A 15,696-nucleotide genomic window follows, 5' to 3' on the forward strand; every position below is an offset into this window, starting at 1 on the left:
CCGATGCCGCATCAGGACACCGGTCATCGTCTCGCGGTCCGCTACCCACCCTCGCACCGAACATTCCGCGCGGCATGCCGGCTCAGGGCGCTCAGGCCACGGCGGTGACGGCACTCCCCGTGAACTCGGTCGCGCCGGAACGCGGGCACTGAGCCCCGGACGTGAAGGGCAGGAAATCAGGGCAGCGGGAGCTCGAACCAGACGACCTTGCCGGCGCCCAGACGGGTGGCGCCCCAGCGCTGGGCCATGCGGTTGACGAGGTAGAGGCCGCGGCCGCCCTCCTCCTCGGGAGCGGCGTGCCGCATCCGGGGGAGCAGCGGGGCGTCGTCGCCGACCTCGCAGCGCAGCACGTCGGTGCGCAGCAGCCGCAGGGTGACCGGGCGTTCCGCGTACCGCACCGCGTTGGTGACGATCTCGCTGACCAGCAGCTCGGCGGCGTCGACCTGGTCGTCCAGGCCCCAGCGCATCAGCGCTTGGCGGACCAGCCGGCGGGCGCGTCCCGCGGTCTGGGCCTGCGGCTCCAGGAACCAGTACGCGACGTCGCTCGGCGCGATCCCGGCGAACCGGGCCGCGAGCAGCGCGATGTCGTCGTCGCGGTCACCGGGGCCGAGGATCTCCAGCACCTCGTCGCACAGCGGCTCCAGGGGCGGCGGGGAGACCACGGTGGCGGCGTCGTGCAGCCGCTCGCGGAGCAACTCGATACCGCCCCAGACGTCGCGGGTGCGGGACTCCACCAGGCCGTCGGTGTAGAGCAGCAGCGTGGCCCCGGCGGGAGCGGGCAGCTCCACGGCCTCGAACGGCACGCCGCCGACGCCGATCGGGGCGCCCGGAGGCACCCGCAGCACCTCGGCGAGACCGTCGGCGTGCAGCAGTACGGGCGGCGGGTGACCGGCGTTGGCCACCACCAGGCGGTGCGCGATCGGGTCGTACACGGCGTAGACGCAGGTGGCCATCCGGTCCTGGCCGAGCCGCTGGGCCTGCTCGTCGAGGTGGTAGAGCACCTCCTGCGGGGCGAGGTCCAGCCCGGCGAGGGTCTGCACGGTGGTGCGCAGTTGGCCCATGATCGCCGCCGAGGTCATGGAGTGGCCCATCACGTCGCCGACCACCAGCGCGACCCGGCTGCCGGGCAGCGGGATCGCGTCGTACCAGTCGCCGCCGACCCGCGCGGACTCGGCGGCCGGCAGGTAGCGGCTGGCGAGCTGCACACCGGTCGGCTGCGGCAGCGAGTCCGGCAGCATCTCGCGCTGGAGGGCGTCGGCGATGTACGCCTCGCGGCCGTAGAGCACCGCCTTGTCGACGCCGAGCGCGGTGTGCGTGGCGAGTTGGGCGGCGACCAGCAGGTCGTCGGACTCGAACGGCGGCCGGTCCGCGCGGCGCAGCAGCACCGCGGCGCCGATCACCCGGCGGCGGCCGCGCAGCGGGGCCAGCAGCGCGCGGCGGCCGACCGGCAGCGGGCCCGGGGGGTTGCCGAGGAGTTCGGCGAGGGCGTCCGCGGCCCGCGGCGAGTCCGCGAAGACCGGGCGCACCCCGCGCAGCACCTCGGCGAGCGGACCGTCGAGCAGCACCCCGATGGTCTCGGGGGCGCCGCCGGACGGGGTCTCCAGCGCCGGCAGGTCGCCGACCGGCATGTCCGGGGTGTCGCCGGGACCCTCCAGGCCGCCGTCGGCCCGGCGCAGCCGCAGCCGCAGCGGACCCGAGGGGCGCTCGTCGCCGACCGGGAGCGGCTCGCGCAGGTAGACCAGGATCGCGTCGGCGAACGCGGGCACCGCCGAGCGGCACAGCCCGAGCAGGATCTCGTCCAGGTCGAGGCCGCGGGCGATCCGCCGGGTGGCCGCGCCGACGTACCGCAGCCGGTCCGCCTCGGGGCCGGTCTGCACCGGCATCGGGATGCGCATGCCCACCGAGTCCTCGTCCGCGGTGTGCCCGGCCGCGGTGTGGCCGGCCGCGTCCAGCGGCGTGCCCCGCGGCGGTGTGCTCACAAACGAGCTCAACGCCTCGCTCCCCTCCGTCACTGCCGGCACCCATCCCGTGTCGTGCGCCGGGGCGGGGGACTGCGCGGGTCCCTCAGGCTGGGCCCCGCCGCGCGCCTCGCCCGGCGCCGTTTCCGCGCGGTGCTGCCCGGCCGCCGGGGCACCATCGCTCCGCCGTGCACTGTACGCCCCGGGCCGGGTGGGCGCGGCGGGCTCGGTGGTCTGCTCGTCGTGCGCGCGGGCGGCGGGCGGGTGTCCCGCGTGGTCGTGGTCGTGCGCCTCGGACCCGGCGGCGCTCGGCGCCGCGGTCGTGTCGTCCTGGGCCGGCGGCGCCGATTCGCGCACGCCGAAGCTGCCGCGCGGGTCCTGCGGGGACGGCACGGTGTGCGGCCGGGGTGGGCGGGGCGGGTCCGTGGTCACGCGAGTGGGTCCATCCGTCGGTGCTCCGCCGCGGCCAGCGCGAGGCGGGGCTCGGGCCTGGTCTGGGTCAGGCGCGTCGGCAGTAGAGGAAGATCTGCTCCTCCGGCGGCACGTCGGTGCTCGCCGGCGCGTACGTGTACGACATCTCCTTGATCACCTCGAAGCCCGCGTCCACCACGATCTCGCGCAGCTCGTCCTTCAGGTACCCCGAAACCCGCACGGTGTGCCCGAGGAAAGGGATCGGTACGTCGTCCACGTCCGCCTCGACCATGCCGAGCGCCAGCAGGCCGCCGGGCTCCAGCAGTTCGCGGACGGCGGTCAGCGTGGCCGGGATCTCGGCCCTGGGCAGCATCAGCAGGGTGAAGAACGCCGCGATCGCGGAGAAGCCGCCGGTGGCCAGCGACCCGCCGTCGACCAGGTCCGCCACGTCCGCCTGGACGAACTCCGCCTCGGGGACGTTCGACCGGGCTCTGGCCAGCATGCCGGCGGACAGGTCCACTCCCGTCACCCGCATGCCGGCCTCGACGAACTGCCGGGCGGTCGGCAGGCCGGTCCCGCACCCGAGGTCGAGCACCCGGGCGCCGGACGGCAGCTCGGCGATGAGCCAGCTGCCCGCGGTGATCTGGCCGTCCTTGTGTGGGAACGCCTCGTCGTACCGGTCGCCGATGGCGTCGAACGCCTCGGCCTGGCCGGTACGGTCCCGCCCCGACGCCGCCGCGGGGTTGTCGGACGGCGTGCCAACGGGCTCGTAACCGTCGGTATCCACTGCTCAGGGCCTCCCTGGCTGCTGTGACTGGTGTGACGGACGGGGCTGGAATGGGACCGGGGTGAAGCGGTGACGGGAAGGGTGGGTCCGGTGGGGCGTTGTTTGGCATATGCACAGGAGCGGCACTCGTTTGTACCCCCGTGACGTGGCGTCAAACTCTAGGCCGTGCCGGGCAATTGCGCAGGCTTCCGGTGGACGATCCTACGGTTGACGGCCCGGGGCGCGCCAAGGGGATCATGACCGGCGCCCGGACCTGAGCGCGCGCCCCCCGTCTTCGCTGGTCCCGCGCTCCCTGTTCCCGGGCTCACACCGCGGGGCGGTCCCAGTCGGACGGCAACTCGGGCACCGGCCATGACGGGTCGGGCCGCCAGTCCTGCCAGCGGTCGCGGAAGGGCGGGTCCCAGGCCCTGATCGCGCGCACCGCTTCCCGGCCGGCCTGCCGGACTCGGGCGGCAAGCTCGGCCGGCATCAGCCCGTCGGCCTGCGCCTGCGCGAACTCGTCCTCGTCCCGCCAGTACCAGTTGCGGTCCGGGTGGACCGAGATGTCGAGGAAGTGGTCTTGCGAGTCCACCCCCGCGGACCAGCGGTTGAGCGGCTCCTCCAGATTCACGTACCAGCTTCTGAACTGCCAGTCCTGCTCCCAGAACAGCCACACCGACCAGGGCTGACCCGGCCGGGCCAGCTTCAGCACCCCCGAGCCGAACCACTCCTCCACCACCCGGGTGCGGGGCTTGGTGTACCGGGTGGCCAGCGGCTCCTGGTACAGCGGAGTGCCGTCGGCGAGCACCGGCTTGATGCAGCGGGTGCCCGCCGCCAGCCACACCACGAGCAGGTCCGGCTCGTCGCGCACCACCGTCACCGGGCGGCAGATGTGCACCTCGTCCGTGCCGTTGCCGCGGTAGCGCCACAGCACATGGTCACCAGGGGCCCAGCGGCCCGGCCGCGGCGCGTTCGATCCGTCCGGTTGCGTGGTGTCGAGGTCGGCTGTCATGAACAGAGTTTACGGAAGGCGTGTTACGGGTGGGTCATTCGCAGCACGTCCAGCGCCTCGTCGAGCTGCGCCTCGGAGAGCTCGCCGCGCTCCACGTACCCCTCCTCGATCACCACCTGCCGGATCGTCTTCCGCTCCGCCAGCGACTTCTTCGCCACCTTCGCGGCTTCCTCGTAGCCGATGTAGCGGTTCAGCGGGGTGACCACGGACGGCGAGGACTCGGCGTACTCCCGGGCCCGCTCCGGGTGCGCCGTGATGCCGTCGATCGTGCGGTCCGCGAGCAGCCGCGAGACGTTCGCCAGCAGCCGTACCGACTCCAGGACGTTGCGGGCGATCACCGGGAGCATCACGTTCAGCTCGAAGTTGCCCGCGGCGCCCGCGACGGTGATCGCCGTGTCGTTGCCGATCACCTGCGCGGCCACCATCAGCACGGCCTCCGGGACCACCGGGTTGACCTTGCCCGGCATGATCGACGAGCCCGGCTGGAGGTCGGGCAGGCTGATCTCGGACAGCCCGGTGCGCGGGCCCGAGGCCATCCACCGCAGGTCGTTGGCGATCTTCGTCAGCCCCACGGCGATCGTCCGCAACTGGCCGGACGCCTCCACGATGCCGTCCCGGGCGCCCTGGGCCTCGAAGTGGTCGCGCGCCTCGGTCAGCGGCAGGCCGGTCGCCCGGGCGACCTCCGCGATCACCGCGGCCGGGAACCCGGGCGGCGTGTTGATCCCCGTCCCCACCGCGGTGCCGCCCAGCGGCAGCTCCGCCAGGCGCGGCAGCGACGCCTCCAGCCGCTCGACGCCGTACCGCACCTGCGCGGCGTACCCGCCGAACTCCTGCCCCAGCGTCACCGGCGTGGCGTCCATCAGGTGGGTGCGGCCCGCCTTCACCACGCCCGCGAACTCCGCCGACTTCGCCTCCAGGGACTCCGCCAACCGGGTCAGCGCCGGCACCAGGTCGCCGGTCACCGCCGCGGTCGCCGCGATGTGGATCGAGGACGGGAACACGTCGTTGGACGACTGGGAGGCGTTCACATGGTCGTTCGGGTGCACCTTGCGGCCCAGCCGCTCGGTGGCCAGCGCGGCGATCACCTCGTTCGTGTTCATGTTGGACGAGGTGCCCGAGCCGGTCTGGAACACGTCGATCGGGAACTCCGCGTCCCACGTCCCCGCGGCGACCTCGTCCGCCGCCGAGGCGATGGCCGCCGCCATGTCGGCGTCGATCACGCCCAGCTCGGCGTTCACCTTCGCCGCCGCGGCCTTGATCCGGGCCAGCGCCTGGATGTGCGCGCGGCTGATCCGCTGCCCTGAGATCGGGAAGTTCTCCACGGCGCGCTGGGTCTGCGCGCCCCACTTCGCCGCCGCGGGAACCCGCACCTCGCCCATCGAGTCGTGCTCGACCCGGAAGTCGTCCATACCGTCGTCCATACCTCCTACAGTGCCTCGCCCCCTGCCTTTGTTCCCCCGGACGCGCCCGTGCGCGGCCAAGCCCGGCAGCGGTCCCCGGGTGCCTTCAGCGTGCCGCCGTCCTCCCGCTGGCGTGCCTCCGTCGCGCTCCCGTCGTGCTCCCGTCGTGCAATGGATCACCCCGCTCTCTGGCGTGCATGTGCATTCCACCCCGCCCCGGCCGCCGCCAGGGGTGCGCTGCGCGAACGGGCGGAGCTCAGTCCTCCCAGTCGAGTTGGGATTCCGGTATGCCGATGCCTCGGCCGTAGGCGGCGACCTCGGCGCGTCCCGCCGGGTCGCCGCGCGGGTAGCGGAACACGCGGTCGGCGAAGACCACGAACGCGTCGGCCGCGGTGTTGTAGTTGACGTACCAACCCCCGCTCGGCGCGAGGCAGTCGGCCAGCGCCGCGGCCAGCCGCTCCGCTTCCGCTTCCGGGGCGCGGAAGTCCAGCAGCGTCCACTGGGTCGGCTGCCCCTCGGCCGCACCGGTCACCGCGATCCGCCGCACCGTCGACACCTGCAAGGGCACGCCGTCGAGCGCCGACCCGACCCGAAGGCTCTCCCCGATCAGGACCCCACGCAGCATCTCGCCGACCTCTCCCTGCTGACCGTTCATCCGCCCACGCACCTCCAACACCATCGATCTCTCCGACTCGTTCGCCCGCTTACCTCCACATTTCCGAGCGTATGTGCGAACCGGTGCGCCAGGGAAGAGGAACCGTGCATGATTCGCTCGTTTGAGCGAATATGCGAAACGTGCAACCACCCACTCCGGGCTCCGCGCCCGCCCTCGAAGCCCGACTCACGGCCTTCCTGAGGCGATACGAACAGGCCAACAACAGCCATCGGATCGACCGCGTGCTGCCGATGATCGCGGAGGACGCCGTCTACTGGTTCACCGACGGCTCCTTCCACGGCGTCCCCGAGATCGCGACGGCGATCCAGCGGACCTTCGACGCCATCCAGGACGAGAACTACGAGATCCGCGACCTCGAATGGCTTGTTCTCGGCGCCGAACACGCCGTCTGCCGCTACCGGTTCCGCTGGACCGGAACGGTTGACGGCCGCTCCCGATCCGGTCAGGGCCGGGGCACCAACCTGATCGTCAGACGCGATGGCGAGTGGAAGATCCTCCACGAGCACCTGAGCGCGTGAGTGTGCCGCCGCCCTACGGATGCGGCGCGGTCCTTCCGGGGCACTGCTCCGCGACGGGGCGGTCCGCCGTGTCCAGCCACACGTGCGAACCGTGCGGCGTGACCGTCAGGCCGAAGCGGTCGATGGTCGGGTGGTCCTGGGAGCGCCACCAATGGACGGCGGACTCGACCTCGTCCCACAGCCGGCGGGGGCCGAACTGCCAGACCGGCGAGGCCGGTTGACCGTCGCGGAAGGCGACGACCGCCCAGGAGGGGTCAGCCAGGCCGTAGAACCAGACGGGGCGGGTGTCGCCGCGCTTCTCGGCGGCGGCCTGGAGGCAGCAGGGCACCCGTAGCCCGAGGACGAAGGGGACGGTGCCGGAGCCGTCGCCGAGCAGGTCCTCCTCCGTGAGGGTCGTGGTCGACGGGTCGGCCAGGTCGGTGCCCTCCGGTGGGACGCGGTCGCCGTGGCGTACGGCCGTCCGCTGGGCGCGCATCTTCATGAACTCCACCCGGCGGGTGAAACGCCCCGAGGCCGCCCCGTCCGCGACCTCCAGCCGGACCACGGCGTCGGCGTTGCCGAAGCGGGTGCCCCACGGGGCGACGATCACCCCGCCCGGCGTCGTCTGCTCCACCCACGCGTACGGGATCTCGCGCACCCCGCAGGTCGCGATGATCCGGTCGTACGGTGCCCGCGCCGGGTGCCCGGCGAACCCGTCGCCGCTGATCACGGCAGGGCGGAACCCGGCGCGCTCCAGGGTGCCCCGGGCTGTTGCCGCCACGCCCGGGTCCACCTCGACGGTCGTCACGTGCGCGTCGCCGAGCCGGTGGGACAGCAGCGCCGCGTTCCACCCCGTGCCGGTGCCGACCTCCAACACGGTGTTGCCGTCGGCCACTTGCAGGTCGCCGAGCATGGCGGCCACGACCGACGGCATCGAAGCGGAGGAGGTGGACAGGCGCCCTGGTGCGGTCCCTTCGTGCTCCCCGTCGTCCCACTGCGTGACGACGGGCACGTCCGCGTCGGCGAACGCCCGCCACACCACCGGGTCCTGCGTGCGCACGACGGGTACGGCCCTGCGTTCGGCCATGTCGTACGGCCACATCAGGTCCGGCAGGAACGCCGAACGCGGCACCGCCCGGAAGGCGTCCTTCCACCCGGGTGCCAACTCGTCGCCGCGCCACGCGGGCAACGGCCGGCCCGCCGTGGACTGGCCTCGCGCGCCTTCCACCGCAGTCACTTGCGGTGCGTTCCGTCCCCGGGCGGCGTCGTCCCGTCCGGACTCGGCGGCTCCTCCGGCGGCGTCCACGGCGTCCCCGGGTGCCCATCACCCCCGTCGCCGGCGGTAACCCTCGTGGTCCTGTCCATGGTCCTCAACTCCCCAGCTCACTTCGGGTGTTCGGTCCCTTTCACGGTAGGCGCCCCGAAGTCGCCTTCCTACTCCGTTTCCTGTTCGCGCAAGAATTCGTCTCTGATCGCTTGCAGCGTGGTCCGCATTTCCTCGCCGGAGAGCGCTGCGTGAAAGAAGCCGCTGAACTTGTCGACGTACTCCTTGATGTCCCGGGGGTCGGTCACCACGACCTCGGCGTGGACGGTCTCGACCGTGACCAGTTTCTCGTCCCTGATCACAAAGGAGTGGGAGGGAAAGTCGCTCTGGCGCGCCGACTGGGAAACGACGCGTATGTCAACGGTGGGAAGCCGGGACAGCGAGATCAGCCGGTCGATCTGGCCGGCCATGACGGCTGATGAGGCGATCCGCCAGCGGCACACCGACTCGGTGATGACGAAGCGTAGTTCCTTGGTGCTGTCGTAGAGGACTTGCTGTCGGTCCAGTCGGGCGGCCAGCGTGCGCGCCTGCGAATCCGCGGTCAGTCCATGCCTGGCTACCACCGCCCTGATGTACTCAGGGGTCTGGAGAAGCCCGGGGATGAGCGCGGGCTGGAAGACCCGTAGCAGAGCCATCTGCCGATCCAGCGCCTGAACCTGCTGCTGACCTTTGTGGAACCCGGTGCGCGCCAGAAGCCGCCACGCGATGACCTCGGTGGCGGCGGTTCTGGCCGCCTCCATGTATTCGGCTGTGGCCTGTTCGGAGACGCCGATGGCCGTGAGGATGCTCTGCACGTCGACGACGCTCGGGGCGAGCTTCCCGGTCTCGATCTTGCTGATCTTGCTGGCGGACATGGAAGCGCTACGGGCAACCGCCTTGGCCTCCTTTCCGGATGCCTTCCGCAGTTCCCGTAGCGCTGCTCCGAGTTCGGTCTTCCTCACTCTTCCCCGTACTGCTCCCACCACGTCACGAACGGCCGCGCATGACGGAGCGCCCTGTTCCGGTGCTCGACGAACTCCGCTGCTCTGGCGGGCGGGAGGACCTTGGCGCCGAGGAACCCACCTGACGTGTCGTAGTTCATCGTCGCCGCCTCTTCATCGTCGAACAACCAGAAGTCCCCTACTCCGTCGAGCGGGTTGGCTTTCCCGGTCGTGTCGAGGATGAAGAACTCCTCGCCCGCGGTCGCGTTCTTCCGGTAGCCCCAACCCAGCTCGAACCGAAGATACGGAGTCAGGGGGCGGCTGAGTACGTGCACCCGGTAGATCCGCTTGCCGACCGATGTCGCCGCCCGAACCTCTTCCACCCAATCGGCGTTGTAGTCTGCCGGTTGGGGATCGCCGGAAACATACTGTCGAAAGGCGTCGACATTACCGGACCCGCTGTACTCGTCCAGCGTCTCGAGCCGGAACGCCTCGCGCTTGAAAGAGTCGAAGAGGTCGCCGAGAGACCTAGAAGACACCATCGGTGATGGCCTTCTTCAGCAGTTCCACCGGAATTTCTACGACTCCCTCGCCTTGCGGCATGGTGAGCCCGTGCTCGTCTCCCGTGTAACCCTGGACCAGGAGTGTGCCCCTGTCGGTCTGGTAGAGCGTCGGGCAGTCCTTCTTGTCACAGATCTTGGCGAGCACGGTGACCTGCATCGGCATCCCCTTTCCGGTGGTGTGCTGTCGATGCTCCGGGCTACGCGAGTGCCCGGTCAAGGCCGGGTATGTGCCGGAACGGGAAACCCGCGGAGTTGCGGCAGACCGCAGCGCACGTGACCGCCTGCCGTCATGTCAAGGAACGCATGACGGCAGGCGGGTGGACGCCCAATTCCGGAAGCCGCCGGGCTTCGCGGGGCTCGGGCCGGGCGCATGGGGTGGGTCGGGTCAGGCGGTGAGGGTGTCGGTGTCCTTGTAGGTGACGCCGTCCTTCATGACCAGCAGGACGTTCGCGGGGTCACCGAGGGAGCCGATGTCCTCGAGCGGGTTGCCGCGGGCGATCACGATGTCGGCGCGCTTTCCGGGTTCCAGGGTGCCGATCTCGCCCGCGCGTCCGAGGAGTTCGGCCGCCTCGCTGGTCCCGGCCAGCACCGCGCCCATCGGGGTCATGCCGCACTCCACCAGGTACCCGAGTTCCCGCAGGTTGGTGCCGTGCTCGGCGATGCCGCAGTCGGTGCCCATCGCGACCCGCACCCCGCGCTCGATGGCGCGCGGGATGTGCCGGCGCGCGACCTCCTGCCAGTGCTTCTTCTTCGCGTACGCCCAGGGCGCGGCCTTCGCCGGGTCCGGGTCGGTGTTGGCGGTGCTGAGGGTCGGGACGAGGAAGGTGCCCTGCGCCAGCATCAGGTCGATGGCCTCGTCGTCGATCTCGTAGCCGTGCTCGATGCTGGCGACGCCGCCGCGGACGGCGTTGAGTATCCCGTCGCGGCCCTGGGCGTGGGCGGCGACCTTCTTTCCCCGGTGGCCGGCGGCGATCTGCGTGATGGTGCGGATCTCGTCCTCCAGGAAACCGTCGTCGTCGGGCTGGTCGGTCGGGCTCCACACGCCGCCGGTCGCCGCGATCTTGACGCAGTCGGCGCCCTGCCGCAGCACCTCCCGTACCGCGTTGCGGCACTCGGCGATTCCGTCGGCGAGCCGCGCCATGCCGTTGGCGCTGGGGCGGCGGTCGTTGCCGGCCCGGAAGTCGCCGTGGCCGCCGGTCGGGCTGAGCATGGAGACCGCGACCAGCAGCCGGGGACCGACCAGCAGACCGGATTCGACCGCCCGCCGGTGTCCGGCGTCGGCGCCGCCGAGGTCCCGCGCGGTGGTGACGCCGGCTTCGAGCGTCTGCTTCATCCGCGGCCCGGACAGGAAGGTGAGCAGGGTGTGCGGCATGGTGGCGAGTTCGGCGTGGCTCAGCGCCGAGGTCCCGGGGGCGGCCATGTGGACGTGGCAGTCGATGAAGCCCGGGAGGATCGCGTCGCCGCGTACGTCGATGCGCCGGGTGCCGGCCGGGACGGAGCACTCCCCGGTCGGGCCCGCCCACCGGACGAGCCCGTCCTGGACGAGCACCGCTCCGTCGCGTACCGGCTCACCCCCGGTGCCGTCGATGAGCAGGCCGTTGTGCAGGAGTACGGAGGTGGAGGGGGCGGGCATGCTGGGGTTCCTTCCCTGGAGTGGGCGCGCGAGGGCGGGTCGGTGGGGCAGTGAGGCAGCGGGTCAGTGAGGCAGCGGGTCAGTCGACGGATGACCGGGGGCGGGCCACGACCGTCGCGGAGACCGCGACGAGGATCGAGACGCCGGCGCAGCACCACCACACGGTGGTGTAGGCGTGGATGGTCGGGATCTCCGTGCCCTTGAAGGTGATGGCGGTGAGGATGGCCGCGAAGATCGCTCCGGCGACCGAACCGCCCACGGTCTTGGCGGTGTTGTAGATGCCGGTGGCGATGGAGGTGCGCTCCTGCGGACTGGACTCGACGATCAGGACCGGCATCGCGCTGAGCGCCAGGCCGACGCCCAGGCCGTTGATGATGTTCACCACGACGAACTGCCAGGGCTTGTCGTGGCCCTCGATCAGGAAGACGTAGCCGATCGCCATGAGGACTCCGCTGACGGCGAGGACAGCGCGGCCGCCGAGGAGTTTGAAGAGCCGGGAGGCGAACAGCGAGGCGACGAAGGCCATCACACCGGACGGCAGCATCAGCCACGCGATTCCCAGGGCGTCGTACCCGAATCCGTAGCCGAGCTTGTCACCGGGGGAGGAGACGAAGAGGACCGCGGCGGTCTGGGCGCCGAAGAGCGCGGTGCCGAGCAGGAAGCTCGCCGCGTACACGGGGAACAGGGTGCGCCGCACGGAGAGCCGGATGTCGACGATCGGTTCGGCGACGCGGAGTTCGACCAGCACCCAGGCGACCAGCGTGAGGGCGGCGACGGCGAACAGCGTCATGGTGTACGCGTCGGTCCAGCCCCACTTGGGGCCCTGGGAGATGCCGAGCAGCAGGGTGGCGAGTCCGACGCTGAGGAGTCCGGCGCCGACCCAGTCGACCTTGCCCTGGGCGCGCACCTTCGACTCGGGCACGAGGAAGAAGACGACTCCGGCGCACAGGACGGTGACGGCGGCCGGAATCCACAGCACGCCGTGCACGGAGGAGATGGCCTGCCGCAGCAGTCCGGCGACGACCATGCCGGCGCTGGCGCCGAAGGTCAGCGCGCCGACGAGCATGGCGATGGCGCTGCGGCCGCCCGCGGTGTCCAGCCGGTCGCGGACCAGGCCGATCTCCAGCGGCAGCAGCGCGGCGAGCGGGCCTTGCAGGACCCGGCCGACCAGCAGCACCTCGAACGAGGGCGACAGGGCGACCAGGACCGAGCCGGCGGCGAGGCACAGGACGGCGATACGGAGCAGCCGTCTATGGCCGTACATGTCCCCGAGGCGGCCGAACAGCGGCACGGAGACCGCGGCGGCGAGGAGCTGCGCCGCGTTGACCCAGTTGAGGTCGCCCGCGCTGACGTGCAGTACGGAGCCGAGTTCCGGCAGCAGGGCCGGCATCATGCCCTGGATGATGCCGCTGGTCAGCTCGACGAAGACCAGGAAACCCACGACCGCGGCGACACGGGCGCCGTCGAGGCCGGGAGCGTCGGCGCCCGCGGTGGGCTGGGTACGCAACATGGGTTCTCCACTTGGGCACGGCCGCGCGCGCAGGCGACACGGCAGAGGGTGAGGTGAGGGTTTCGGGGTTTCGGGCGGAGCCGGGGGCGCCGCTTTCCGGGTGGCCGGGATCGGCGGGCCGGTGCTGGAGCGGCAGGTGCAGGTGTTGGAGCGGCCGGGGTCGGCGGGCGGTGCTGGGTGACCGGGGTGACCGGGGGTGGCCGGGGTCGGCCGGTCGGTTCCGGAGTGGCAGGTACTGGAGTGGCCGCGGTCAGGCGGCGGTACTGGGGTGGCCGGGGTCAGGCGACCGGCTGCCGGCCGGCGTCGTTGAGCATGCGGGACACGGCCCTGATCACGGCCAGGTCGGCGGGTCCCGCGGTGATGCCGAGCGCGGCCAGCGCGGTCTCGGCACCGTCGTCGCCGGGTGCGCGCGCGGGTGGGGCGGCGGGCACGGGTTCCGGCCGGGTGTGCTCCGGGTCCCGGAGCGGGGCGGGCCGTTGCCGTGGGTCCGGCGCGGCCCGGCGCAGATGCCAGGTGGTGGCGGACTGGAAGGTCTCGCCCGCGGCGATCAGGGTGTGCTCGCCGCCGCGACGAGCGACCAGTTGGAGGGAGAGCGGGAGCCCGGCCGGGTCGGCGCCCATGGGCAGCGCGAGGGCCGGGAAGCCGGTGGGGTTCCACACCGCGGTGAGGTTGAGCTCGTCACCGGGCGCGGTCTCCTGGGTGTACGGGCGCGCGCTCGCGGGCCAGGTCGGGGTGGCGATCAGGTCCACACCTCCGGGTCCGTCCATCCGCTCCAGCAGCAGCGCGGTGAGCCGTTCGCGGTTGTGCTGGACGCGCAGGTAGACGTGGGCCGGCAGGAGCGCCCCGGCGGCGGCCAGCCGGCGAAAGCCCCGGCCGTGCCCGTCCCAGTCGGCGGCGAGCCGCTCGCCGTGGACGGCGAACGCCTCGGCGAGCATGGTGACCGCGTTGACGGCGAGCAGCGCGCCGAACTCCGGAAGCTCGAACTCCCGCACCTCGGCGCCGAGTTCGCGCAGCGTCCGCAGGGCGTCCTGGAACGCGGCGCGGCACGGCGGCGTGATCGCCGGCCCGTCGAGCAGCCCGAACGGGACGCCGACGCGCAGCCCGCGCACTCCTTCGGCGGTGGGCGTGCGCGGCGCCTGCCCGGTCATCGCGTCCAGCAGGAGCCCGCAGTCGCGGGCGCTGACCGCCATCGGGCCCAGTACGTCCTGGGAGGGGCTGAGCGGCACGCAGCCGTCGTTGGGCAGCAGCCCGGAGGTGGTCTTCAGGCCGGTGGCGCCGCAGAGCGCGGCGGGCAACCGCACGCTGCCGGCCGTGTCGCTGCCGAGGGCTCCCAGGAAGAGCCCGGCGGCGATGCCGGCGCCGTTGCCGGTGCTCGATCCGCCGGTCCACCGCTCCGGGTCCCACGGGTTGCGGGGCACCGGGAACGGATGGGCGGGGTCGGGGCGGCCCATGGCGTACTCGACCATGGTGGTCTTCCCGAGGACCACCGCTCCCGCCGCGCGCAGCCGGGCGACGGCCGGCGCGTCGCACCCGCGCCACCAGAGCGGGTCGTGGACGGGGCTCTGCGCGGTGGGCGACCCCTCGACGGTGGCGAGGTTGTCCTTGACGGCGAGCGGCAGCCCGTGCAGGGCGCCGCGCTCACCCGCCGGGACACGGTCGGCGGCGTCGGCGGCCGCGAGCGCCTGTTCCGGGAAGCGCGTCACGTACACACCGAGCAGCGGATCGAGCAGTTCGGCGTCGGCGAGCGCGGACTCGACGAGTTCACGGCTGCCGACGGTGCCCGACTGCAGAGCCGAGGCGGCCTCGGCGAGGGTGGCGAAAGGCTGCGGCACGCGGCACCTCGGGGCTGGGGATGTGGCTGGATTCACTGGATTCGGTGAAGTACGGCGATGCTAGTCTCCGATCAGAAAGCGGCCTCGGATTGCATGTTTCTGTCAGATGCCGAGGCTGAATCCGGTTTTTTCCCACAGCGCCCCGGGGCACGGACCCCAAAGGACTCCTTCATGGCTGAAAACCTGCCCTCGCTCAGCGAGCTGGACCTCGCCCTGGTCAACGCCCTGCAGATCAATCCACGCGCGCCCTGGATCGATCTGGCCAAGGCGCTGGACGTGGATGCCGCGACCGTGGCCCGGCGGTGGGAGCGGCTGCGGGCGGCCGGGCACGCCTGGGTGACGGCCTACCCGTACGGCGGCTCCGGCGCCGGCGCGCTGATCGAGATCGACTGTGCGCCCGGGCAGGCCGGAGCGGTGGCGGAACTGCTGTCGGCGGACCCGCACGCGGTGACCGTGGAGCACGCGGCGGGCGGCCGCGACCTGCTGGTCACCGCGATGGCCACCAGTTTCGGCGCGCTGTCGGGCTACATCGTGGACCGGCTCGGCACGATCCCCGGGATCACCGCGACCCGGGCGCACCTGGTCACCCGCAGCTACACGGAGGGCAGCGTGTGGCGGCTGACGAGTCTGAGCCGCTCGCAGCAGGAGGTGCTGGCCGCTTCCCGCCGGTCGGCCCTGGGGGACGGGCAGCCGCTGCCCGAGTACGCCGAGCTCGTCACGGCGATAGGGGAGAACGGCCGGATGTCGCTGAGCGAGCTGGCCGCGGAGCTCGACGTGTCGGTGAACACGGCGAGCCGCCGGCTGAACCGGCTGCTGGAATCGGGCCGGCTGGTGCTCCGCTGCGACCTGGCCCGCTCGCTGTCCGGTTCACCGGTCGCGGTGACCTTCTTCGGCTCCGCGCCCGCCGAGCACCTGGACGCCACCGCGCGCGAGCTGGCCAAGCTCCCGGAGATCAGGCAGTGCCTGGGGCTGGCCGGGCCGCAGAACCTGATCGCGACGGTCTGGGTCGCCTCTCTGGTCGACGCCCAGGCCCTGGAGGTGCGCCTCGCCACCACCCTGCCGCATCTGCGGATAGTCGACCGTGCGGTCGCGCTGCGTGCGGTCAAGCTGATGGGACGCCTGCTGGACCCGGACGGCCGCGCGATCGGGTTCGTGCCCATCAACCTCCTGGAGTGACAGCCGGCCGCGCGCTCA

14 protein-coding genes are annotated in these 15,696 nt (G+C 72.2%); 2 read left to right on the top strand and 12 right to left on the bottom strand.

The window, feature by feature from the left end; genetic code table 11:
• Positions 1 to 176 precede the first annotated feature (176 nt).
• From ACIPAE_RS23020 to ACIPAE_RS23040, 5 genes are all read right to left on the bottom strand, one after another.
• Positions 177 to 2,390, bottom strand: a complete 2,214-nt coding sequence (locus tag ACIPAE_RS23020) for a SpoIIE family protein phosphatase (RefSeq protein ID WP_366411110.1) — start codon at positions 2,388 to 2,390, stop codon at positions 177 to 179.
• Positions 2,391 to 2,457: 67 nt separating this feature from the next.
• Positions 2,458 to 3,156 carry a class I SAM-dependent DNA methyltransferase gene (locus ACIPAE_RS23025; protein WP_402447526.1) on the bottom strand — a complete coding sequence of 233 codons (699 nt, stop codon included), beginning with the start codon at positions 3,154 to 3,156 and terminating at the stop codon, positions 2,458 to 2,460.
• A 304-nt stretch (positions 3,157 to 3,460) separates the two neighbouring features.
• Complete coding sequence (locus ACIPAE_RS23030) at positions 3,461 to 4,147, bottom strand: DUF402 domain-containing protein (RefSeq protein ID WP_329365381.1); 687 nt, start codon at positions 4,145 to 4,147, stop codon at positions 3,461 to 3,463.
• 23 nt (positions 4,148 to 4,170) lie between these two features.
• Complete coding sequence (locus ACIPAE_RS23035) at positions 4,171 to 5,556, bottom strand: class II fumarate hydratase (RefSeq protein ID WP_402447660.1); 1,386 nt, start codon at positions 5,554 to 5,556, stop codon at positions 4,171 to 4,173.
• Between the two features lie 247 nt (positions 5,557 to 5,803).
• The gene (locus ACIPAE_RS23040) at positions 5,804 to 6,202 is read right to left on the bottom strand and encodes a hypothetical protein (RefSeq protein ID WP_366411111.1); all 399 of its coding nucleotides are present in this window, start codon (positions 6,200 to 6,202) and stop codon (positions 5,804 to 5,806) included.
• 140 nt (positions 6,203 to 6,342) lie between these two features.
• Between ACIPAE_RS23040 and ACIPAE_RS23045 the strand changes: the two genes are divergently transcribed.
• The gene (locus ACIPAE_RS23045; RefSeq protein WP_402447529.1) at positions 6,343 to 6,741 is read left to right on the top strand and encodes a YybH family protein; all 399 of its coding nucleotides are present in this window, start codon (positions 6,343 to 6,345) and stop codon (positions 6,739 to 6,741) included.
• A 13-nt stretch (positions 6,742 to 6,754) separates the two neighbouring features.
• Here ACIPAE_RS23045 and ACIPAE_RS23050 read toward each other — a convergent pair whose 3' ends face one another.
• The 7 genes from ACIPAE_RS23050 to ACIPAE_RS23080 all read right to left on the bottom strand — a co-directional run bounded on the left by ACIPAE_RS23050 (position 6,755) and on the right by ACIPAE_RS23080 (position 14,502).
• Positions 6,755 to 7,948, bottom strand: a complete 1,194-nt coding sequence (locus tag ACIPAE_RS23050; protein WP_402447663.1) for a methyltransferase domain-containing protein — start codon at positions 7,946 to 7,948, stop codon at positions 6,755 to 6,757.
• A 206-nt stretch (positions 7,949 to 8,154) separates the two neighbouring features.
• The gene (locus ACIPAE_RS23055; protein WP_402447531.1) at positions 8,155 to 8,985 is read right to left on the bottom strand and encodes a helix-turn-helix domain-containing protein; all 831 of its coding nucleotides are present in this window, start codon (positions 8,983 to 8,985) and stop codon (positions 8,155 to 8,157) included.
• The gene (locus ACIPAE_RS23060; protein ID WP_402447533.1) at positions 8,982 to 9,506 is read right to left on the bottom strand and encodes a DUF6879 family protein; all 525 of its coding nucleotides are present in this window, start codon (positions 9,504 to 9,506) and stop codon (positions 8,982 to 8,984) included. The genes ACIPAE_RS23055 and ACIPAE_RS23060 overlap by 4 nt, the downstream gene beginning before the upstream one ends.
• Positions 9,493 to 9,684 (bottom strand): hypothetical protein, encoded by a 192-nt coding sequence (locus tag ACIPAE_RS23065; RefSeq protein WP_402447534.1) that lies wholly within the window; start codon positions 9,682 to 9,684, stop codon positions 9,493 to 9,495. Before ACIPAE_RS23065 ends, ACIPAE_RS23060 begins: the two co-directional genes overlap by 14 nt.
• A 228-nt stretch (positions 9,685 to 9,912) precedes the next feature.
• Entirely contained in the window at positions 9,913 to 11,160 is a 1,248-nt protein-coding gene (locus tag ACIPAE_RS23070; protein WP_402447536.1) for an amidohydrolase family protein, read from the bottom strand.
• A gap of 79 nt (positions 11,161 to 11,239) precedes the next feature.
• Positions 11,240 to 12,670 carry an MFS transporter gene (locus ACIPAE_RS23075; RefSeq protein WP_402447538.1) on the bottom strand — a complete coding sequence of 477 codons (1,431 nt, stop codon included), beginning with the start codon at positions 12,668 to 12,670 and terminating at the stop codon, positions 11,240 to 11,242.
• A gap of 278 nt (positions 12,671 to 12,948) precedes the next feature.
• Positions 12,949 to 14,502 carry an amidase gene (locus ACIPAE_RS23080; protein WP_402447540.1) on the bottom strand — a complete coding sequence of 518 codons (1,554 nt, stop codon included), beginning with the start codon at positions 14,500 to 14,502 and terminating at the stop codon, positions 12,949 to 12,951.
• A gap of 171 nt (positions 14,503 to 14,673) precedes the next feature.
• Here ACIPAE_RS23080 and ACIPAE_RS23085 point away from each other — a divergent pair, with 171 nt between their 5' ends.
• Positions 14,674 to 15,678 carry an Lrp/AsnC family transcriptional regulator gene (locus tag ACIPAE_RS23085; RefSeq protein ID WP_329365361.1) on the top strand — a complete coding sequence of 335 codons (1,005 nt, stop codon included), beginning with the start codon at positions 14,674 to 14,676 and terminating at the stop codon, positions 15,676 to 15,678.
• Positions 15,679 to 15,696 lie beyond the last annotated feature (18 nt).

The sequence above is a fragment of the Streptomyces sp. NPDC087270 genome, from assembly GCF_044744625.1.
Taxonomy (GTDB): domain Bacteria; phylum Actinomycetota; class Actinomycetes; order Streptomycetales; family Streptomycetaceae; genus Actinacidiphila.